Source organism: Escherichia sp. WS3063 (genome assembly GCF_046486595.1).
Classification (GTDB): Bacteria; Pseudomonadota; Gammaproteobacteria; order Enterobacterales; family Enterobacteriaceae; genus Escherichia; species Escherichia coli.
This window is the reverse complement of the sequence record NZ_JBJQKY010000001.1, coordinates 44,350-65,836: the sequence shown is the minus strand read 5'-3', so window position 1 is coordinate 65,836 and position 21,487 is coordinate 44,350. Positions and strand designations below refer to the sequence as shown.

At 50.8% G+C, this 21,487-nt stretch carries 23 protein-coding genes; 12 read left to right on the top strand and 11 right to left on the bottom strand.

Annotation, left to right across the window (positions count from 1 at the left end; translation table 11 throughout):
• Positions 1–8 precede the first annotated feature (8 nt).
• Positions 9–107 carry a YoaK family small membrane protein gene (locus tag ACJHYW_RS00350; protein ID WP_001219350.1) on the top strand — a complete coding sequence of 33 codons (99 nt, stop codon included), beginning with the start codon at positions 9–11 and terminating at the stop codon, positions 105–107.
• Between the two features lie 2 nt (positions 108–109).
• Positions 110–184, top strand: a complete 75-nt coding sequence (gene yoaJ, locus ACJHYW_RS00345) for a protein YoaJ (protein WP_001386836.1) — start codon at positions 110–112, stop codon at positions 182–184.
• A 58-nt stretch (positions 185–242) separates the two neighbouring features.
• Here the strand turns inward: yoaJ and ACJHYW_RS00340 are convergent, their stop codons facing one another.
• From ACJHYW_RS00340 to dmlR, 5 genes are all read right to left on the bottom strand, one after another.
• Positions 243–491 carry a GlsB/YeaQ/YmgE family stress response membrane protein gene (locus ACJHYW_RS00340; RefSeq protein ID WP_000512153.1) on the bottom strand — a complete coding sequence of 83 codons (249 nt, stop codon included), beginning with the start codon at positions 489–491 and terminating at the stop codon, positions 243–245.
• Between the two features lie 147 nt (positions 492–638).
• Positions 639–821 (bottom strand): DUF1869 domain-containing protein, encoded by a 183-nt coding sequence (locus ACJHYW_RS00335; protein ID WP_000513737.1) that lies wholly within the window; start codon positions 819–821, stop codon positions 639–641.
• A gap of 3 nt (positions 822–824) precedes the next feature.
• Complete coding sequence (yeaR, locus tag ACJHYW_RS00330; RefSeq protein ID WP_000939317.1) at positions 825–1,184, bottom strand: DUF1971 domain-containing protein YeaR; 360 nt, start codon at positions 1,182–1,184, stop codon at positions 825–827.
• 172 nt (positions 1,185–1,356) lie between these two features.
• Entirely contained in the window at positions 1,357–1,995 is a 639-nt protein-coding gene (leuE, locus tag ACJHYW_RS00325; RefSeq protein ID WP_000457202.1) for a leucine efflux protein LeuE, read from the bottom strand.
• Between the two features lie 126 nt (positions 1,996–2,121).
• Positions 2,122–3,045: a DNA-binding transcriptional regulator DmlR gene (gene dmlR, locus ACJHYW_RS00320; protein WP_001361424.1), complete on the bottom strand. Its 924-nt coding sequence runs from the start codon at positions 3,043–3,045 to the stop codon at positions 2,122–2,124.
• 102 nt (positions 3,046–3,147) lie between these two features.
• Here dmlR and dmlA point away from each other — a divergent pair, with 102 nt between their 5' ends.
• The 4 genes from dmlA (at position 3,148) to yeaX (ending at position 8,271) form a co-directional block, all read left to right on the top strand.
• Positions 3,148–4,233: a multifunctional D-malate/3-isopropylmalate/tartarate dehydrogenase gene (dmlA, locus tag ACJHYW_RS00315; protein ID WP_000978487.1), complete on the top strand. Its 1,086-nt coding sequence runs from the start codon at positions 3,148–3,150 to the stop codon at positions 4,231–4,233.
• Between the two features lie 250 nt (positions 4,234–4,483).
• On the top strand, positions 4,484–6,094 hold the full coding sequence (yeaV, locus tag ACJHYW_RS00310) for a BCCT family transporter YeaV (protein ID WP_121868840.1): 1,611 nt from the start codon (positions 4,484–4,486) through the stop codon (positions 6,092–6,094).
• A 31-nt stretch (positions 6,095–6,125) separates the two neighbouring features.
• On the top strand, positions 6,126–7,250 hold the full coding sequence (gene yeaW / locus ACJHYW_RS00305; protein ID WP_061092669.1) for a carnitine monooxygenase, oxygenase subunit YeaW: 1,125 nt from the start codon (positions 6,126–6,128) through the stop codon (positions 7,248–7,250).
• A gap of 55 nt (positions 7,251–7,305) precedes the next feature.
• Positions 7,306–8,271 (top strand): carnitine monooxygenase reductase subunit YeaX, encoded by a 966-nt coding sequence (gene yeaX, locus ACJHYW_RS00300; RefSeq protein WP_001286988.1) that lies wholly within the window; start codon positions 7,306–7,308, stop codon positions 8,269–8,271.
• 53 nt (positions 8,272–8,324) lie between these two features.
• On the opposite strand, the gene rnd is transcribed toward yeaX, so the two are convergent.
• The 5 genes from rnd to ACJHYW_RS00275 all read right to left on the bottom strand — a co-directional run bounded on the left by rnd (position 8,325) and on the right by ACJHYW_RS00275 (position 14,695).
• Positions 8,325–9,440: a ribonuclease D gene (rnd, locus tag ACJHYW_RS00295; RefSeq protein WP_001306170.1), complete on the bottom strand. Its 1,116-nt coding sequence runs from the start codon at positions 9,438–9,440 to the stop codon at positions 8,325–8,327.
• Positions 9,441–9,521: 81 nt separating this feature from the next.
• Positions 9,522–11,207, bottom strand: coding sequence for a long-chain-fatty-acid--CoA ligase FadD (gene fadD, locus ACJHYW_RS00290; RefSeq protein ID WP_077249133.1), 1,686 nt, complete (start codon positions 11,205–11,207; stop codon positions 9,522–9,524).
• Between the two features lie 204 nt (positions 11,208–11,411).
• Positions 11,412–11,993: a Slp family lipoprotein YeaY gene (gene yeaY / locus ACJHYW_RS00285; protein ID WP_000290578.1), complete on the bottom strand. Its 582-nt coding sequence runs from the start codon at positions 11,991–11,993 to the stop codon at positions 11,412–11,414.
• 38 nt (positions 11,994–12,031) lie between these two features.
• Complete coding sequence (gene tsaB / locus ACJHYW_RS00280; RefSeq protein ID WP_001220958.1) at positions 12,032–12,727, bottom strand: tRNA (adenosine(37)-N6)-threonylcarbamoyltransferase complex dimerization subunit type 1 TsaB; 696 nt, start codon at positions 12,725–12,727, stop codon at positions 12,032–12,034.
• A gap of 57 nt (positions 12,728–12,784) precedes the next feature.
• Positions 12,785–14,695 (bottom strand): ATP-dependent DNA helicase, encoded by a 1,911-nt coding sequence (locus ACJHYW_RS00275; RefSeq protein ID WP_000128847.1) that lies wholly within the window; start codon positions 14,693–14,695, stop codon positions 12,785–12,787.
• A 131-nt stretch (positions 14,696–14,826) separates the two neighbouring features.
• Here ACJHYW_RS00275 and ACJHYW_RS00270 point away from each other — a divergent pair, with 131 nt between their 5' ends.
• Positions 14,827–15,171, top strand: coding sequence for a RidA family protein (locus ACJHYW_RS00270; protein WP_024179480.1), 345 nt, complete (start codon positions 14,827–14,829; stop codon positions 15,169–15,171).
• A gap of 420 nt (positions 15,172–15,591) precedes the next feature.
• Positions 15,592–15,891, top strand: a complete 300-nt coding sequence (locus tag ACJHYW_RS00265; RefSeq protein WP_001111989.1) for a DUF1889 family protein — start codon at positions 15,592–15,594, stop codon at positions 15,889–15,891.
• Positions 15,892–16,010: 119 nt separating this feature from the next.
• On the opposite strand, the gene ACJHYW_RS00260 is transcribed toward ACJHYW_RS00265, so the two are convergent.
• Positions 16,011–16,190 (bottom strand): YoaH family protein, encoded by a 180-nt coding sequence (locus ACJHYW_RS00260; protein ID WP_000457334.1) that lies wholly within the window; start codon positions 16,188–16,190, stop codon positions 16,011–16,013.
• 73 nt (positions 16,191–16,263) lie between these two features.
• Here ACJHYW_RS00260 and pabB point away from each other — a divergent pair, with 73 nt between their 5' ends.
• From pabB to ACJHYW_RS00240, 4 genes are all read left to right on the top strand, one after another.
• The gene (pabB, locus tag ACJHYW_RS00255) at positions 16,264–17,625 is read left to right on the top strand and encodes an aminodeoxychorismate synthase component 1 (protein ID WP_000854993.1); all 1,362 of its coding nucleotides are present in this window, start codon (positions 16,264–16,266) and stop codon (positions 17,623–17,625) included.
• Between the two features lie 3 nt (positions 17,626–17,628).
• Entirely contained in the window at positions 17,629–18,207 is a 579-nt protein-coding gene (locus tag ACJHYW_RS00250; RefSeq protein WP_000456733.1) for a CoA pyrophosphatase, read from the top strand.
• Between the two features lie 183 nt (positions 18,208–18,390).
• A complete protein-coding gene (gene sdaA, locus ACJHYW_RS00245) occupies positions 18,391–19,755 on the top strand; it encodes an L-serine ammonia-lyase (protein WP_000624298.1) in 1,365 nt (454 codons plus the stop codon).
• A gap of 130 nt (positions 19,756–19,885) precedes the next feature.
• The gene (locus tag ACJHYW_RS00240) at positions 19,886–21,484 is read left to right on the top strand and encodes an EAL domain-containing protein (protein WP_001361422.1); all 1,599 of its coding nucleotides are present in this window, start codon (positions 19,886–19,888) and stop codon (positions 21,482–21,484) included.
• Positions 21,485–21,487: the final 3 nt, after the last annotated feature.

The window sequence follows — 21,487 nt, the reverse complement described above, 5'->3', positions numbered from 1 at the left end:
GTGATAACATGCGAATCGGTATTATTTTTCCGGTTGTAATCTTTATTACAGCGGTCGTATTTTTAGCATGGTTTTTTATTGGCGGCTATGCTGCCCCGGGAGCATAAAGATGAAAAAAACAACGATTATTATGATGGGTGTGGCGATTATTGTCGTACTCGGCACTGAGCTGGGATGGTGGTAACGTCACATCTAGAAAATAGCAAAGGCTGCCTGTGTGCAGCCTTTGTGCAATTTACGCGTTAACTTTTAATCTTTCTGTAGATAAACAGCACGACAATCGCGCCAATAACGGCAACCACGAAGCTGCCAAAATTGAAGCCATCGACTTTACCAAAGCCAAACAGCGTGCTGATCCATCCGCCGACTACGGCACCGACTATCCCCAGCAGGATAGTCATAAAGAATCCACCACCATCTTTACCTGGCATGATCCACTTCGCCAGAATACCGGCAATAAGCCCAAAAATAATCCATGACAGAATGCCCATTGTTTCCTCACTTATCTGTTTTGCATTAGCGGGTTAGTCGCTGATAAAAAGCATAGCACAACATCGGGAGGGCAAGATTTGTGACGAGCATCACGGAGGAATTTTTTGCGATGGCGCAGAAATTGCGCCATCAACGATCAGTGATAATTACCAACCACAAACATCATGTTCGTTTTCCGTGTCATAAGAACGCACGGTATTCACCAGATCTTTTATCACTTCAGCCGCCACTTCTGGTACCAGCAAAGTCATCGGCGTCTCTGTTTCATAATCGACAGAAACGCCATTGCTGTTATTGGTGACGGTCACGGTATACGTTGCTTTGCCCATGATTCATTTCCCGTTATGAATGACTTTCCGTTGTTGCGCGCCTTCCATCAGGACTTCAGGAGCAACGAAGAAGTCAATGTTGAAATAAGTGTCGTCAGTCATGGCTTCAATGTTGTGCCACTTTTCTGGAGGGAACACCGCAAACTGCCCCGCTTCGATAAGGATCACTTGATCAGGCTCTGCACTGTGTTCATCAGCGTAGCCGAGATATTTGACCGCCCCATGCATAACGGAAAGGCGTGGGTAAACCCCCGGGCGCGTTCCTTTATCAAGATGACGTTCGAATATTCCGGCAGGCGCAGTTTGTTTATTCCAGAAAGGCGTTGAGCGCGTATGAATATAATTCTGTGGGATTTGCAGCATCCTTTTCCCTCCTTCGGTGAATGCGCTGAAAACGGTTTATTCCAGCCGTTTCAGGGTACGCCTGATAATTTGCATTTTAAATACCATTTATTGGTTACTTTTTAGCACCATATCAGAGAAGAATCAGGGAGGATTACAGATGGGAAGCCCGCGACAACGCGGGCTGAAAGCATCAGGATTGCAGCGTCGCCAGTCGGGCGGCGAAACCCACGAACATCAAACCAATCAGTGAGTTGCCCACTTTAGCCAGTTTCTTTTTGGTACGTATGTACTGTGTGACAAAAGCACCAGAAATAATCAGGAAGCTCAAATAGCAGAAACTCACCAGTTCCAGCGTCGTCGCCAGAATAAAGAATGAAATTCCCGTATGTGGGGCATTAACATCGATAAACTGTACGAAAAACGACACATAGAACAAAATGGCTTTCGGATTAGTCAGGCTCAAAATTAACGCGCGTTTAAAAATGGCACCGTATTGAGGCTCATCGGATTTGGCCTCGTTATTTTTACCCTTCAGGGTCGCGTAGAGAATTTTACTCCCCAGATAGAGCAAATAAAACGCACCAAGATAACGTACAATGTTGAATAATATCGGGGTGGTCTTAATTAATGTCGCCACTCCAGCCCATGCCAGAAACATCAATACCGCATCGCCAATAAATACACCACAGGCCGCAAGATAACCGCCTTTCATACCGCTACTGACGCTATTTTTGAGTACAAACAGGGTATTTGGCCCTGGCACCAACACAATAAAAATGGCCCCAACCAGATAGGTCCAGTAATTCAGAACCCCGTATTCAGCGAACACATTAACCTCTTTAATTATCTTTCGATCATGCGCGATTAAAGGTGAATATGCTAACCAATCTGTAGCGGCTTAGAAAGGAGAAAATCAGGTTTTAACCTGATATCAACCCGATAATTGAATCATTAATCAGGCATGCTCCAGTGAAAAATTCGGGTAGTGCTCGGCAAAATACTGGCGTAAAAATTCTACCGTTATCCGCACTTTCGCTGACGTCGCCAGCCTTGAAACATAAACGGCCCAGACGTTCGCTGGCTGGTAATATTCCGGTAGCACTTGTACTAAATGACCACTGGCAATGTTTTCGCTAACATCCCACCAGGAGCGCAGAGCAATCCCCTGTCCATCGAGACACCACTGATGGACAATTTCTCCATGATTAGACGACAGTGGGCCGGTGACTTTAATCGCATGGTGGCCTTCTTTATTGCGTAAGTGCCAGACACCAAAAGGATGATCGCGCTCTTTAATGACCAGGCACGGCAATGCAGAAAGATCGGTTAAATGTTTCGGCGCGCCATGTTGCGCAATAAATTCCGGCGACGCGCAGAGAATGCGGTAATTAGTCGCCAGTTTGCGGGCGATTAAATTAGGGGCGATATCATCGCCAATGCGAATATCGAGATCGACACCTTCATTGACCAAATCGACCAGTCGGTCTTCCACATCAAAACGTAATTCCAGTTGCGGATACGCCTTCGCCAGTGCTGATAACGCCGGAGCCACCACCTGTCGTCCAAAACCAAAGCTGCTGATAATACGCAGCATCCCCTGTGGCACCTGACGCACGTCAGAAAGTTCGTCCATCATCTGACCGACATCCTGCAAAATCCGCTGCGCCCATTCATAAATCCGCTCTCCTTCTTCGGTAATGGTGACGCGGCGGGTGGTGCGGTGTAACAACACCACGTTTAGCGTTTGCTCCAGCAAGGCGATGCGCTTGCTGACGAACGCCGGTGAAACGCCCAGTTCTTCCGCCACAGCGGCAAAACCAGCCCGGCGAGCCACCAGCATAAAGACGCGCAAATCGTTCAGCAGCGGTAAATTGTTCATGATTCGTGTTTTATGTTTCACCAGTTACGGGGATTAATTCCTTTTCAGTCAATTATAGGATGAGGGTATTGTCAATTTTGATGGTCAGGAAGTGAGAACCCAATGATGAAAACGATGCGTATTGCTGCGATCCCGGGAGACGGGATTGGCAAAGAAGTCCTTCCTGAAGGGATTCGCGTGTTACAGGCTGCCGCTGAGCGCTGGGGCTTCGCCTTGAGTTTTGAGCAAATGGAGTGGGCGAGCTGCGAGTATTACAGCCATCACGGTAAAATGATGCCGGACGACTGGCATGAGCAACTTAGCCGTTTCGACGCCATCTATTTTGGTGCCGTCGGCTGGCCGGATACCGTTCCGGACCATATTTCGTTGTGGGGTTCGCTGCTGAAATTTCGTCGTGAGTTCGACCAGTACGTCAACCTGCGCCCGGTTCGTCTCTTTCCTGGCGTTCCCTGCCCGCTGGCGGGAAAACAGCCTGGCGACATCGATTTTTACGTGGTCAGGGAAAACACCGAAGGCGAATATTCCTCGCTCGGCGGTAGAGTGAATGAAGGTACAGAGCATGAAGTCGTCATTCAGGAATCGGTATTTACGCGTCGTGGTGTCGATCGCATTTTGCGTTATGCCTTTGAACTTGCACAAAGCCGCCCACGTAAGACGCTAACTTCTGCCACTAAATCGAACGGTTTAGCCATCAGCATGCCGTACTGGGATGAGCGAGTGGAAGCAATGGCCGAGAATTACCCGGAGATCTGCTGGGACAAGCAGCATATTGATATTCTCTGCGCGCGTTTTGTGATGCAGCCGGAACGCTTCGATGTGGTAGTGGCGTCCAATTTGTTTGGCGATATCCTTTCCGATCTTGGCCCGGCCTGCACCGGCACCATTGGCATTGCCCCATCCGCCAACCTGAATCCGGAACGCACTTTCCCGTCGCTCTTCGAGCCAGTCCACGGTTCCGCGCCGGATATCTACGGGAAAAACATTGCTAACCCTATCGCCACAATTTGGGCCGGTGCAATGATGCTCGATTTTCTCGGCAATGGCGATGAGCGTTTCCAGCAAGCGCATAACGGTATTCTGGCCGCGATTGAAGAAGTGATTGCTCACGGGCCGAAAACACCTGATATGAAAGGCAATGCCACCACGCCACAGGTTGCCGACGCGATTTGCAAAATTATTTTGCGTTAAGGTCAAACCAGTTTATTTGAACCGCGTCACTGACGCGGTTTTTTTATTCGTTCTTTGCAGTAAATAACCTGCGTCATTTCACCTTTTATTGTTTCCGTTTCGTGTTTTATGGCTTTCCGTATTCTTAATTGTTTAATTTATGTAACATGCAAATAATCAATTTGTTAATCACGACATACAACTCATTACCCTGCAAATAATTACAACTGGCAAAAGCCAGAGACGGGCTTTTATGCCCAGGAGATGACTCATGATGAGCAATGTTAAGAAAAAAGATGTGCCGCTGATAAGCATCAGTCTGGTGGCCATTCTTTTCATCGCAGCTGCATTAAGCCTTTTCCCACAACAATCGGCCGACGCGGCCAACGCTATATACACTTTTGTTACGCGTACGTTAGGTTCCGCCGTACAGGTATTGGTTTTGCTGGCAATGGGACTGGTGATTTATTTAGCCACCAGTAAATACGGCAATATTCGTCTTGGCGAAGGAAAACCGGAATACAGCACGCTCTCCTGGCTGTTTATGTTTATTTGTGCCGGTTTAGGTTCTTCTACGCTTTATTGGGGGGTTGCTGAATGGGCCTATTATTATCAAACACCTGGATTAAATATCGCACCGCGTTCACAACAGGCACTCGAATTTAGCGTCCCTTACTCCTTCTTCCACTGGGGCATCAGCGCCTGGGCAACTTATACGCTGGCCTCATTAATCATGGCTTATCACTTTCATGTGCGGAAAAACAAAGGTCTGAGTCTTTCCGGCATTATTGCCGCGATTACCGGCGTTCGCCCGCAAGGCCCGTGGGGAAAACTGGTCGATTTGATGTTCCTGATCGCCACTGTCGGCGCACTGACCATTTCCCTTGTTGTCACCGCAGCAACCTTTACCCGTGGGCTTTCCGCGCTGACCGGTTTACCCGATAATTTCACCGTGCAGGCATTTGTGATCCTGCTTTCCGGCGGCATTTTTTGCCTAAGCTCATGGATTGGTATCAACAACGGTTTGCAACGTCTGAGCAAAATGGTTGGCTGGGGCGCGTTCCTGCTGCCATTACTGGTGCTGATTGTCGGTCCAACCGAATTTATTACCAACAGCATCATCAATGCCATCGGCCTGACCACGCAAAACTTCCTGCAAATGAGCTTATTCACCGATCCGCTTGGCGATGGATCATTTACCCGCAACTGGACCGTTTTCTACTGGCTGTGGTGGATCTCATACACCCCTGGCGTAGCAATGTTTGTCACCCGCGTTTCCCGCGGTCGTAAGATTAAAGAAGTTATCTGGGGACTGATCCTCGGCAGCACCGTCGGTTGCTGGTTCTTCTTCGGCGTAATGGAAAGCTATGCCATTCACCAGTTTATCAATGGCGTAATCAACGTCCCACAGGTGCTGGAAACACTGGGCGGCGAGACAGCTGTGCAGCAAGTTCTGATGTCGTTGCCAGCCGGTAAATTGTTCCTCGCCGCATACCTGGGCGTGATGATTATTTTCCTTGCCTCGCATATGGATGCAGTGACCTACACCATGGCGGCAACCAGTACGCGTAATCTCCAGGAAGGTGACGATCCTGACCGTGGGCTGCGTCTTTTCTGGTGCGTGGTAATTACCTTGATCCCGCTTTCAATTCTTTTCACTGGCGCGTCGCTGGAAACGATGAAAACCACCGTCGTACTCACAGCCCTTCCGTTCCTCGTCATTTTACTGGTGAAAGTCGGCGGATTTATTCGCTGGCTGAAACAGGATTACGCCGACATTCCGGCTCATCAAGTTGAACATTATCTCCCGCAGACACCGGTTGAAGCCCTGGAAAAAACACCAGTGCTCCCTGCGGGAACCGTATTCAAAGGCGACAACTGAGCGCCATCATCCTAACGATAAAGGTATCCCTATGAGCAATCTGAGCCCTGACTTTGTACTACCCGAAAATTTTTGCGCTAACCCGCAGGAGGCGTGGACCATTCCTGCCCGTTTTTATACCGATCAGAACGCCTTTGAACACGAAAAAGAGAACGTCTTCGCCAAAAGCTGGATTTGCGTCGCTCACAGCAGCGAACTGGCGAATGCCAATGATTATGTGACGCGTGAGATCATTGGCGAAAGCATTGTGCTGGTACGCGGTCGTGATAAGGTTTTGCGCGCGTTCTATAACGTGTGTCCGCACCGTGGTCATCAGTTGTTGAGCGGTGAAGGAAAAGCGAAAAATGTGATTACCTGCCCGTATCACGCCTGGGCATTCAAACTCGATGGCAACCTGGCCCATGCACGTAACTGCGAAAACGTCGCCAATTTCGATAGCGACAAAGCGCAACTGGTTCCGGTGCGTCTGGACGAATATGCCGGATTCGTCTTCATCAACATGGATCCCAACGCCACCAGCGTAGAAGATCAGTTACCCTGTCTGGGGGCGAAAGTGCTGGAAGCCTGCCCGGAAGTCCACGACCTGAAACTGGCGGCCCGCTTTACCACCCGCACGCCTGCCAACTGGAAGAACATTGTCGATAACTATCTCGAGTGCTATCACTGTGGTCCGGCGCATCCAGGTTTCTCCGACTCCGTTCAGGTTGATCGTTACTGGCACACCATGCACGGTAACTGGACGCTGCAATACGGTTTCGCCAAACCGTCAGAACAGTCTTTCAAATTCGAAGAGGGCACGGATGCGGCATTCCACGGTTTCTGGCTGTGGCCGTGCACGATGCTGAACGTCACCCCAATCAAAGGGATGATGACGGTCATTTATGAATTCCCGGTGGATTCTGAAACTACCCTGCAAAACTACGATATTTACTTCACCAATGAAGAGTTAACCGACGAGCAAAAATCGCTGATTGAGTGGTATCGCGATGTGTTCCGTCCGGAAGATTTACGTCTGGTTGAAAGCGTACAGAAAGGGCTGAAATCGCGTGGCTATCGTGGTCAGGGGCGCATCATGGCCGACAGTAGCGGTAGCGGAATTTCCGAACATGGTATCGCCCATTTCCATAATCTGCTGGCGCAGGTGTTTAAGGACTAATGACATCGGCGGCGGTATTTTCCGCCGCTGGGCTGATTTTTGATGGAGTACAGCAATGTCAGACTATCAAATGTTTGAAGTACAGGTGAGCCAAATTGAACCGCTTACCGAACAGGTGAAACGCTTCACGCTGGTGGCAACCGATGGCAAACCATTACCTGCGTTTACCGGAGGAAGTCACGTCATTGTGCAGATGAGCGATGGTGATAACGAGTACAGCAATGCGTATTCACTACTGAGTTCGCCGCATGACACCTCTTGTTATCAGATTGCCGTTCGGCTGGAAGAACACTCGCGCGGCGGTTCCCGCTTTTTGCATCAGCAGGTAAAAGTGGGCGATCGGTTAACGATTTCAACGCCTAATAACCTGTTTGCGCTAATTCCCTCGGCCAGAAAGCATCTGTTTATCGCGGGCGGTATTGGTATCACCCCTTTCCTGTCGCACCTGGCAGAGTTGCAATACAGCGACGTCGACTGGCAGTTACATTACTGCTCGCGAAATCCAGAAAGTTGCGCATTTCGTGATGAGCTAGTCCAGCATCCGCAGGCTGAGAAAGTTCATTTTCATCATTCATCAACCGGAACACGACTGGAATTAGCGCGATTATTGGCGGATATCGAACCTGGCACACATGTTTATACCTGTGGCCCCGAGGCGCTAAATGAGGCGGTAAGAAGTGAAGCTGCGCGTCTGGACATCGCCGCCGATACGATGCACTTTGAACAATTTGCGATTGAAGACAAAACCGGCGATGCATTTACCCTGGTGCTTGCCCGTTCCGGAAAAGAGTTTGTGGTGCCGGAAGAGATGACTATTTTGCAGGTTATTGAAAATAATAAAGCAGCGAAAGTGGAATGTTTATGTCGTGAAGGGGTATGCGGAACCTGCGAAACGGCAATACTGGAAGGTGAAGCTGACCATCGGGATCAGTATTTTAGCGATGAAGAGCGTGCCAGCCAGCAAAGTATGTTGATCTGTTGTTCGCGCGCGAAGGGTAAACGCCTGGTGTTGGATTTGTAGTTTGCCGAAGCCGGATGTGGCGCTGAGCGCGCCCAGTCCGGCTTCGGAAGATTTTACTGCGGATATTCCTGCAATAAATTGTGTAATGCTTCCGCCATCAGCTCACCACGCCAGCCGGAAATCAGCTCCGGCAAATTGTTCTGCGGTTTCAGTTTCCAGTGCCAGTTCAGCAGTTGGTTGATTTGCCGACGCGATGCCAGCAATTCGGCGCTGATCTTGTGCGTTTCGCTCACGTCAGTAATCAGCGACTTAATCGCTTTAAACGCTTTACGATAACCCGGCATGTCCATCAGGTTAAGCATCGGCTGCGGTAAGGCCTCTTCCGGCAATGTCTGCGCTTTTTCCACCAGCGCCAGCAGCGTTTTACCGTGAAAGCGGATTTCGCTACCGGATAAACCCAGGCTGTCCAGTTCGCCTAAACTTCCCGGCATATAACGCGCTACCGACCACAAATGCTCTTCACGCACGACAAAGTTCACTGCCAGATCGCGCTCCCGAGCCTTGCGCAATCGCCAATCGGCTAACAGTTGCAGACAGGCCAGTTGGCGTGTGCGTAACTGCCAGGCATTGGTGATATCACGCCAGGCATCTTCCGGCGCAACGACTTCCTGACGACGCATTTGCATCAGGCGGCATTCATCCAGCGCCGCAGGTAGCCAGCCGGAGGCCTCCGTTTCTACCATAAGTTTTGCGGTGATCGGTAACAGATACCAGACATCCGCCGCTGCGTATTCACACTGACGTTCGGTCAGCGGTCTGGCCAGCCAGTCGGTGCGCGATTCACTCTTGTCCAGCGTAACGCCGGAATACTCTTCCACCATGGAAGCAAAACCCCATGACATCGGGCGTCCGCAGAAGGCAGCAAGGATTTGCGTGTCAATCAGGGGTTGTGGTAATTCGCCAAAGACATTGAGGAACACTTCCAGATCTTCACTGCCTGCATGGAGAAATTTTGTGATGGACGGATCGCGCAGGATCGCCTTCAGCGGTGACCAGTCGGAGATCCCGAGAGGATCAATTAGCGCCAGATGCTCACCATCAAAAAGTTGAATTAGACCCAGTTGCGGGTAATAGGTGCGCGTACGAACAAATTCAGTATCCAGGGCTATCGCCGGAAAGGCACGGACGGCTTCACACAAAGAAGCCAGCGCATCGTCCGTGGTAATCATTTGGTAATTCAAATTGTATTCTCTTTAGTGGGCGTCAAAAAAAACGCCGGATTAACCGGCGTCTGACGACTGACTTAACGCTCAGGCTTTATTGTCCACTTTGCCGCGCGCTTCGTCACGTAATTCTCGTCGCAAAATTTTTCCGACGTTAGATTTCGGTAACTCATCACGAAACTCCACCAGCTTCGGTACTTTGTAGCCCGTGAGCTGACGGCGGCAAAAAGTCACCAGTGACTCTTCGGTAAGCGATGGTTCTTTTTTCACAACGAAGATTTTCACCGCTTCACCACTGGAGCCGGAAGGTACGCCAACAGCCGCGACTTCCTGTACGCCAGGATGCTGCATGACGACATCTTCAATCTCGTTGGGATAGACGTTAAAACCGGAAACCAGAATCATGTCTTTTTTACGATCGACAATGCGCAGGAATCCTTCTTCATCCATCACCGCGATGTCGCCGGTGTGTAACCAGCCATTTTTGATGATTTCATCGGTAGCATCCGGACGCTGCCAGTAACCCAGCATCACCTGCGGTCCTTTGACACAAAGCTCACCCGGTTGACCAGGTGGTACTTCATTATCATCATCATCCACCAGTTTGGCTTCCGTCGACGGCACCGGTAAACCGATGCTACCACTATGATAATCAATATCATACGGGTTAACGCTGACCAGCGGTGCGCACTCGGTCAGGCCATAACCTTCCAGCAGATACTGTCCAGTCAGTTTAACCCAACGTTCTGCCACCACTTGCTGAACAGGCATCCCACCGCCTGCGGAAAGATGCAGACTGGAGAAATCCAGCTGCTGGAACTCTTTATTGTTCAGCAACGCATTGAACAAGGTGTTAACGCCAGTGATAGCGGTAAACGGATATTTCGCTAACTCTTTTACCAACCCTGGAATATCGCGCGGGTTAGTGATAAGCAGGTTCTGCCCCCCCAGTTCGATAAACAGCAGGCAGTTAATGGTCAGTGCAAAAATGTGATACAGCGGCAGCGCCGTCACCACCAGCTCTTTGCCCGGATGCAACAGCGGACCATAGGTCGCGTTAACCTGTTCCAGGTTCGCCAGCATATTGCGGTGAGTCAGCATCGCGCCTTTCGCCACACCAGTGGTGCCGCCGGTGTATTGCAGGAAAGCTAAATCTTCCGGCACCAGTTCGGGTTTGACGTACTGCATCCGGTAGCCGTTGTGCAGGGCGCTACGAAATGAAATGGCATCTGGCAGATGGTATTTCGGCACCAGACGCTTGATGTATTTAACAACGAAATTGACTACCGTGCCTTTTGCCGTAGATAGCTGATCGCCCATACGGGTCAGAATTACGTGCTGAACGGCGGTTTTATCAACCACTTTTTCCAGAGTGTGAGCAAAGTTAGACACGATAACAATCGCCGATGCGCCGCTATCGTTAAGCTGATGCTCAAGTTCACGCGGGGTATACAACGGGTTAACGTTTACGACAATCATCCCGGCACGCAAAATGCCAAACAGCGCCACCGGATATTGCAATAAATTAGGCATCATCAACGCAACACGATCGCCTTTCTTCAGTCCCAACCCTTGTTGCAAATAAGCGGCAAACGCGCGACTGCGTTCTTCCAGTTTGCGGAAGGTCATCACCTCCCCCATATTCACAAACGCGGGTTGATCGGCGTAGCGCGCGACCGACTGCTCAAACATATCTACCAGAGATTGATAACGGTCAGGGTTGATCTCCGTCGGAACGTCCGCGGGATAACGGTTAAGCCAAACCTTCTTCAATTCTTCACCTCTAAAATGCGTGTTCGTCGTCATCGCAACCCCAAATGATATACATGCCGTTAACATAATATTAACTCATCATACCAGCTTGATAATTACCCAACGAAAAGGTTGCGAAGCGCGTCACTATTTATTTTTATCTTTACCGTAAGAATGCAGAAACAGCGGACCAGCCGCTGTTTCTTTTTCTTTAAAAACAAGCAATTATTCAGTTACAACAGTTTGTACTCTCGCGGGGCCGGGATTATACCAGCCCCATCCACCGTAGCCATAGGGCCAGCCACGACCGCCATAAAACCATGGATCAATCGGCTGAGGCGGCATAATCACCTGCTGGGTTAAATGCCAACGTTTGTAACCTGTTGCCTGCATCACCATAAATTTATAGGGCGTGTTGCCGATTTTTCCGTCAACCGTACCGGTGATTGGCCCGACAACTGTCACCAGCTGCCCACGGAAATCGACCGGATCAAGAAAACCATTCACATCGGCATAAATGCGACCGCGAGAAGGTTCTCCCAGCGTCGGTCTGGCTCCGCTGTCCAGTGGTACGGTGGCAATTTCCAGGCGGGTTTTCCCTTGCTGGTTTTGTACCGCAACCACTTTGCCGCCAAAGCGAGCCTCCTGACCAACGTACAGCTGCGGCGCACTCATCACCCGAACTAAATCTTGTTGCGGCGTGGGACTGCTGCCTTTAATGGCGTCCGGCACAGTGACACAACCGCTCAGCATTAGCGCAAACGTACCTGCCAGTATGCCTTTGATAACATTCTTTTGAACCGCCATGATGCGACTCCTTTTTTCTCAGGGCATACTCTTAAGATTCATTCTTTGCCCGGAAGTTTCTTCCATGCGACGTTGTTACGTAAATAAACCGGTTCGGCATGTTCTACCGCGACGGTTTTTCCCTCGGCAAACATCTGGCAGGCAATCGGCAGCATATCTTCGGCGGCAGGCAGTAACACATCGCCATCGCGCAGGGCCAACCCGCTCTCTTTACCGAGATCCGGCCAGGCTTGCCAGCCCGTCCCTACCGTCACCCATTCGCCGGAAAGCTGTTGCATCCGTTCATGAACGAGTTCAGGTTTGAGTACGGCTTCGGTTTCTTCACCGTGCCAGACGCCGTTTTCATCGCGCTGATATTCGGCCCAGTAAACTTCCCCCATTCGCGCGTCAATGGCTGCCAGCACGCGGGTTGCGCCGTTTTTGCGCCACGCCCCTTGCGCCATGGTCATGAGCGTGGAAACGCCAATCATCGGCAGATCCGCGCCAAGCGCCAGCCCCTGCGCAATACCAATACCAATGCGCACGCCAGTAAAGCTACCGGGGCCGCGCCCGTAAGCCAGAGCATTTATGTCCGTCAGGGAAGTTCCACTGGTGGTCAGGATATCCTGCACCATCGGTAAGATTCGTTGAGTATGTTCACGAGGGCAAAGCTCAAAATGAGCGTTGACAGTACCGTCGTTCCACAGGGCGACAGAGCAGGCCTCTGTCGCGGTATCGATAGCCAGAATTCGCATGGGTCTTCGTGCTTAGATCAATAAAAAGGCGCGCATCATACCATACTCCATCACAAATTACCTGGAGGATGGTATCGCAAGGAAACGAACCGCACGGGCAATGTCACGGGTGCGCGGCGCTGGCGGCAGACTGGCGAGAAACGTCGCGCCGTAAGGGCGCATCACCAGCCGATTATCGCAAATCACCAGCACGCCGCGATCGTCGGCGTCGCGAATCAGTCGCCCTACTCCCTGCTTGAGAGTAATCACCGCATCCGGCAGTTGTACTTCATCGAACGGGTCACCACCACGCAAACGGCAATCTTCCATGCGCGCTTTTAATAGTGGATCATCCGGCGAGGTAAACGGCAACTTGTCGATAATCACCAATGACAATGTATCGCCACGCACATCCACCCCTTCCCAGAAGCTGCTGGTTGCCACAAGAAGCGCGTTACCGGCGCTGACAAATTGCTGCAACAGTTGCCCTTTGCTGGTTTCCCCCTGCAACAAAACGGGAAGCGTCATGGTAGCGCGGAACTGCTCGGCCAGATCGCGCATCATGGCGTGCGAGGTACAAAGCATAAAACAACGACCGTTGTTAGCTTCGATGATCGGTCGCAGCATTGCCGCCAGTTGCCGTGCGGAGCCCGGTTGATTGGTTTGCGGCAGGTTGCGCGGCACACAGAGTAACGCCTGGCGGCTGTAATCAAACGGGCTGGGTAACAGCAACGACTCTGCCTGTTCAATGCCAAGCCGCGAGGTAAAATGATGCAGATCGTCATTCACCGACAGCGTTGCTGAGGTAAAGATCCAGCTACCGGGTTTTTGCGCCATTAACTCTTTGAATTTATCCGCCACGCTGAGCGGCGTGAGTGCCAGAGTAAAATGGCGCGAAGTGCATTCGTACCAGTAGCTGTAGCCCGGCTGATTGATCTCTTTTAGCCGTTTCAGCCGCGTACGATACAACGTGGCGCGCTCAAATGCCGCATCCAGCAAGGCGGAACGCCCCAGCGACAGTTTCGCCACGTCATAACAAAGTTCCAGGGTGTCATCGAGCAGTAAAAACGCCCGTTGAATTTGCGGATTAGCTAACAGTTCGCGCAGGTTGCCACGATAACCAGGCTCACCGAGTTGCAGGCGAAAATCCTGCGCGCTCTGGGCAAGGCGGTCGGCGCACTTTTGTAACTGCTGAGTATCTTTTAATTCGGTGCGATAGGCGATGGTGATGTCTTTTGCCAGGTCGAGCAGTTGTCGACTGGAGAGTGACTGACCAAAATACTGGCTGGCAATGTCGGGCAGCTGGTGGGCTTCGTCGAAGATCATGACGTCCGCTTCCGGGATCAGTTCGCCAAAACCGCTCTCTTTCACCACCATATCCGCCAGAAACAGATGATGATTCACCACCACCACATCGGCGTCCATCGCTTTTTTGCGTGCTTTGACCACAAAGCAATCTTTATACATCGGGCAGTCGCTGCCAAGGCAGTTATCGTTGGTGCTGGTGACCAGCGGCCACGCCTGTGAATCTTCCGCCACGCTGACGCAGGTGCTGATATCACCATCGACTGTTTGATTAGACCAGGAGCGCAGCAGGATCACATCGCTTAAGATTTGTACCGGCAGATCGCCCCCCGCCAGCGCCTGCTGTTCGAGACGCTCGAGGCAGAGGTAGTTTGAGCGCCCTTTCAGCAGCGCCACGTTGCCCGTATATTTCAATGCCTTTGAGACTGTTGGCAAATCGCGGCTGTAGAGCTGATCCTGCAACGCTTTTGAGCCGGTCGAGATAATGACTTTCTTTTTCGCCCGCAGCGCAGGAGCCAGGTAAGCGTAGGTTTTGCCCGTACCGGTTCCTGCTTCCACCACCAGCGGCTGGCCTTTTTCTATCGCCTGGGTGACGGCTACCGCCATCTGTCGCTGTGGTTCTCGCGGCTTAAAGCCTGGTATCGCTTTCGCCAGCTGACCGTCTGGTGCAAAATCGTCCGTCACACTACCCCCTGTTGATTTGAACAGGGATTATGTCAGGATGAGGGCGCTTTCGCCAGTTGAAGTGGTGACGGCGACCTCACATTGTGGCAGTCTTTGCAGCACGAAAATGGAAGGATAATGAGGACAAAATGATGACTATCGTTCGTATCGATGCTCAAGCCCGCTGGTCTGATGTAGTAATCCACAACAACACGCTCTACTACACTGGTGTACCGGAAAACCTCGACGCCGATGCTTTTGAGCAAACCGCCAACACGCTGGCGCAGATTGACGCCGTGCTGGGAAAACAGGGCAGCAATAAATCGAGCATTCTGGATGCCACCATTTTCCTGGCTGATAAAAACGACTTCGCGGCGATGAATAAAGCGTGGGATGCCTGGGTTGTCGCGGGTCATGCGCCGGTGCGCTGCACGGTACAAGCGGGTTTGATGAACCCGAAGTATAAAGTTGAAATTAAGATTGTGGCTGCGGTGTAAGCTTTATCGAAGCAAAATAAGTCAGACGATAATTTATCGATAATACTGGTCGGTTTACATAAATCGACCAGAGATTAAGATATTACTGTTGATGCTCCTGCTAATTCATTATTTATTTTTATAATTTCAATTTTAGCTATAAAGCTAACTATATAAATAAATATAACCATGCCGTTGTGTTCGCCCTTCGATTAGCATCTCTGGTTTTCTTTCTTAGCTGAACAATTTGGTTATAGCGTGAGAACTGACCGTTAATTTTCTCCCTCTTACTGGATAACACACCATGAGCTGCTACCCTTAAAACACCTGAATGTCAACAGGTTAACTCGTGCCATATCGTTATAATCCCTTTGATATTAGATGCAAATTAAGGTCATATATAGCCTTATCGATAACATGGTTAATTTTAAGGATAAGAATATGCCTGCTGTAATAGATAAAGCCCTGGATTTCATTGGTGCCATGGATGTATCAGCACCAACACCAAGTTCGATGAATGAAAGCACGGCGAAGGGAATCTTTAAATATTTGAAAGAACTGGGAGTACCCGCGAGTGCCGCTGATATTACGGCGCGAGCTGACCAGGAAGGCTGGAACCCGGGGTTCACGGAAAAAATGGTTGGATGGGCAAAAAAAATGGAGTCTGGTGAACGCATTGTGATTAAAAATCCTGAATACTTTTCAACATATATGCAGGAAGAACTAAAAGCACTGGTCTAAGTTAAATTTATATCAGCATAAATGGGTCAGGACGCTTTTAATCACATATGAAAAGCGTCCTTTTTCTCACAATCAAATAACTATCGGCTTCTATAACGAAAGCGATACGGATAAGTGTGTTACTCGTCTTCATCCTCAAAACGCGCCACGATTCGCTCGCCGGAATGGTTGGCACGCAGCTCTTCTGCCACCAACGCGATTGCCTGGCCGCTGCTCATCCCTTGTGCCATCAGTTCCTGGATCCGCTCGACAGCTTTTTGCTGCTGTTCATGGGTGAGTGAAGGTAAACCTGCAAACATTGTTAACTCCTGCTAAATTGTTGGCGCTAATTATTTCATGCTACCCGGCACATAGCCAGTAGAGTCAGGACTGATGAAGACGTTATCTCCCGCTGTGATTACTTTACCCTGGCGTCAGGACGCCGCTGAATTTTATTTCTCACGCTTAAGCCACCTGCCGTGGGCGATGCTTTTACACTCCGGCTATGCCGATCATCCGTATAGCCGCTTTGATATTGTGGTCGCCGAGCCAATTTGCACTTTAACTACTTTCGGTAAAGAAACCGTTATTAGTGAAAGCGATAAACGTACAACGACCACTGATGACCCGCTACAGGTGCTCCAGCAGGTGCTGGATCGCGCAGACATTCGCCCAGCGCATAACGAAGATTTGCCATTTCAGGGCGGCGCGCTGGGGTTGTTTGGCTACGATCTGGGCCGCCGTTTTGAGTCACTGCCAGAAATTGCGCAGCAAGATATCGTTCTGCCGGATATGGCAGTGGGTATCTACGACTGGGCGCTGGTTGTTGACCACCAGCGTCAAACAGTTTCTTTGCTGAGTCATAATGATGTCAATGCCCGTCGGGCATGGCTGGAAAGCCAGCAATTCTCCCCACAGGAAGATTTCACGCTCACTTCCGACTGGCAATCCAATATGACCCGCGAGCAGTACGGCGAAAAATTTCGCCAGGTACAGGAATATCTGCACAGCGGTGATTGCTATCAGGTGAATCTCGCCCAGCGTTTTCATGCGACCTATTCTGGCGATGAATGGCAGGCATTCCTTCAGCTTAATCAGGCCAACCGCGCGCCGTTTAGCGCTTTTTTACGCCTTGAACAAGGCACGATTTTAAGCCTTTCGCCAGAGCGGTTTATCCTTTGTGATAACAGTGAAATCCAGACCCGCCCGATTAAAGGCACGCTACCACGCCTGCCCGATCCTCAGGAAGATAGCAAACAAGCAGAGAAACTGGCGAACTCAGCGAAAGATCGTGCCGAAAATCTGATGATTGTCGATTTAATGCGTAATGATATCGGTCGTGTTGCCGTAGCAGGTTCGGTAAAAGTACCAGAGCTGTTCGTGGTGGAACCCTTCCCTGCCGTGCATCATCTGGTCAGCACCATAACGGCGCAACTACCAGAACAGTTACACGCCAGCGATCTGCTGCGCGCGGCTTTTCCTGGTGGCTCAATAACTGGGGCTCCGAAAGTACGGGCTATGGAAATTATCGACGAACTGGAACCGCAGCGACGCAATGCCTGGTGCGGCAGCATTGGCTATTTGAGCTTTTGCGGCAACATGGACACCAGCATTACTATCCGCACGCTGACTGCCATTAACGGACAAATTTACTGCTCTGCGGGGGGTGGAATTGTCGCCGATAGCCAGGAAGAAGCGGAATATCAGGAAACTTTTGATAAAGTTAATAAGATATTACGCCAACTGGAGAAGTAAGACGTGGAATACCGTAGCCTGACGCTTGATGATTTTTTATCGCGCTTTCAACTTTTGCGCCCGCAAATTAACCGGGAAACCCTAAATCATCGTCAGGCTGCCGTGTTAATCCCCATCGTCCGTCGACCGCAACCGGGGTTGTTGCTGACTCAGCGTTCGATTCATCTGCGTAAACACGCCGGACAAGTGGCATTCCCTGGAGGTGCAGTCGATGACACGGACACATCCGTTATCGCCGCCGCGCTGCGCGAAGCTGAAGAAGAGGTCGCTATACCGCCTTCCGCCGTTGAGGTTATCGGCGTGCTACCGCCCGTCGATAGCGTCACTGGCTATCAGGTAACCCCAGTGGTCGGCATTATCCCGCCCGATCTGCCGTATCGCGCCAGTGAAGATGAAGTCTCCGCCGTCTTTGAAATGCCGCTCGCCCAGGCATTACATCTGGGTCGTTATCATCCTTTAGATATCTACCGCCGTGGCGATTCACATCGGGTATGGCTGTCCTGGTACGAACAGTATTTTGTATGGGGAATGACCGCAGGCATAATTCGTGAGCTGGCACTGCAAATTGGTGTGAAACCCTGACTATACTTATCTTTACATCTACAAAACACTACTTGAGACAATCATCGCAATATTAGTTAAATCGCGGTTTTTGATTAGTTTAATTCATGTGAATAGTTAAGCCAGTCGCCGCGTTCCCTCTTACACTATGCGCTGTTATTAGTTCGTTACTGGAAGTCCAGTCACCTTGTCAGGAGTATTATCGTGATTAGTCTATTCGACATGTTTAAGGTGGGGATTGGTCCCTCATCTTCCCATACCGTAGGGCCTATGAAGGCGGGTAAACAGTTCGTCGATGATCTGGTCGAAAAAGGCTTACTGGATAGCGTTACTCGCGTTGCCGTGGACGTTTATGGTTCACTGTCGCTGACGGGTAAAGGCCACCACACCGATATCGCCATTATTATGGGTCTTGCAGGTAACGAACCTGCCACCGTGGATATCGACAGTATTCCCGGTTTTATTCGCGACGTAGAAGAGCGCGAACGTCTGCTGCTGGCACAGGGACGGCATGAAGTGGATTTCCCGCGCGACAACGGGATGCGTTTTCATAACGGTAACCTGCCGCTGCATGAAAACGGTATGCAAATCCACGCCTATAACGGCGATGAAGTCGTCTACAGCAAAACTTATTATTCCATCGGCGGCGGTTTTATCGTCGATGAAGAACACTTTGGTCAGGATGCCGCCAACGAAGTGAGCGTGCCGTATCCGTTCAAATCTGCCACCGAACTGCTCGCGTACTGCAATGAAACCGGCTATTCGCTGTCTGGTCTCGCTATGCAGAATGAACTGGCGCTGCACAGCAAGAAAGAGATCGACGAGTATTTCGCGCATGTCTGGCAAACCATGCAGGCATGTATCGATCGCGGGATGAACACCGAAGGCGTACTGCCAGGCCCGCTGCGCGTGCCGCGTCGTGCGTCTGCCCTGCGCCGGATGCTGGTTTCCAGCGATAAACTGTCTAACGATCCGATGAATGTCATTGACTGGGTAAACATGTTTGCGCTGGCAGTTAACGAAGAGAACGCCGCCGGTGGTCGCGTGGTAACTGCGCCAACCAACGGTGCTTGTGGCATTGTTCCGGCAGTGCTGGCTTACTATGACCACTTTATTGAGTCCGTCAGCCCGGACATCTATACCCGCTACTTTATGGCAGCGGGTGCGATTGGTGCACTGTATAAAATGAACGCCTCTATTTCCGGTGCGGAAGTCGGTTGCCAGGGCGAAGTGGGTGTTGCCTGTTCAATGGCTGCTGCGGGCCTTGCCGAGCTGTTGGGCGGTAGCCCGGAACAGGTTTGTGTGGCGGCGGAAATTGGCATGGAGCACAACCTCGGTCTGACCTGCGACCCGGTTGCAGGGCAGGTTCAGGTGCCGTGCATTGAGCGTAATGCTATTGCCTCTGTGAAGGCGATTAACGCCGCACGGATGGCTCTGCGCCGCACCAGCGCACCGCGCGTCTCGCTGGATAAGGTCATCGAAACGATGTACGAAACCGGTAAGGACATGAACGCCAAATACCGCGAAACCTCACGCGGTGGTCTGGCAATCAAAGTCCAGTGTGACTAATACTTCTTACTCGCCCATCTGCAACGGATGGGCGAATTTATCCCCGCTTTCTCGTCTGCTGTAATATTCCCCACTACACTTCCACTGTTGCGTCAGGCGTTTGTCGCCATACGCTTACAGGGTGGCCCGCATGCAAAAAGCACAACGGATCATTAAAACCTATCGCCGTAATCGAATGATTGTTTGTACGATTTGCGCCCTCGTTACGCTCGCTTCGACCCTGAGCGTGCGATTTATTTCACAGCGTAACTTAAATCAACAACGGGTAGTACAATTCGCCAATCACGCTGTAGAGGAATTAGATAAAGTACTGCTTCCCCTACAGGCAGGTAGCGAAGTCTTGCTTCCGCTGATTGGTCTGCCCTGCTCTGTCGCCCATTTGCCATTACGTAAACAGGCGGCAAAACTCCAAACTGTGCGATCCATTGGCCTGGTGCAAGACGGCACACTTTATTGCTCCAGCATTTTTGGTTATCGCAATGTGCCCGTCGTGGACATTCTGGCTGAACTTCCTGCACCGCAACCACTTTTACGCCTGACGATCGACCGTGCCCTGATTAAAGGCAGTCCGGTTTTGATTCAGTGGACGCCAGCAGCGGGCAGTAGCAAAGCTGGGGTCATGGAGATGATTAACATCGACTTACTGGCGGCAATGCTGCTTGAGCCACAACTGCCGCAAATCAGTAGCGCCAGCCTGACGGTGGACGATCGGCATTTGCTCTATGGTAATGGGCTGGTAGATTCCCTTCCGCAACCTGAAAACAATGAAAACTACCAGGTTTCTTCGCAACGCTTTCCTTTTACCATTAACGTTAATGGTCCGGGGGCTACGGCGCTGGCATGGCACTATCTTCCAACACAATTACCGCTGGCGGTGCTGCTAAGTTTACTTGTGGGCTATATCGCCTGGCTGGCGACCGCTTACCGGATGAGTTTTTCCCGTGAAATCAATCTGGGCCTGGCGCAACATGAGTTCGAATTGTTCTGCCAGCCTTTGCTTAATGCGCGCAGCCAGCAATGTATTGGTGTAGAGATTTTGCTGCGCTGGAACAATCCACGTCAGGGCTGGATTTCACCGGATGTGTTTATTCCTATCGCGGAAGAACATCATTTAATTGTGCCACTGACCCGCTATGTGATGGCAGAAACCATCCGTCAGCGGCATGTTTTCCCAATGAGTAGTCAGTTTCATGTTGGCATTAACGTCGCACCCAGCCATTTTCGCCGTGGTGTGCTGATAAAAGATCTCAATCAGTACTGGTTTAGCGCTCACCCGATTCAGCAACTGATCCTCGAAATCACCGAACGCGATGCCTTACTGGATGTTGATTATCGGATTGCCCGCGAGCTACATCGTAAAAACGTCAAACTGGCGATTGATGACTTCGGCACCGGCAATAGTTCATTTTCCTGGCTTGAAACATTACGTCCTGACGTGCTGAAAATTGATAAGTCATTTACCGCAGCTATAGGTTCTGACGCGGTTAACTCGACGGTGACCGATATCATCATCGCACTGGCGCAAAGACTGAATATTGAACTGGTGGCGGAAGGTGTGGAAACACAAGAACAGGCGAAGTATTTGCGCCGTCATGGCGTGCATATTTTGCAAGGGTATTTGTACGCACAGCCGATGCCGCTACGTGATTTTCCCAAATGGCTGGCGGGCAGCCAACCGCCGCCCGCCCGGCATAATGGACATATCACGCCCGTTATGCCGTTACGTTAACAC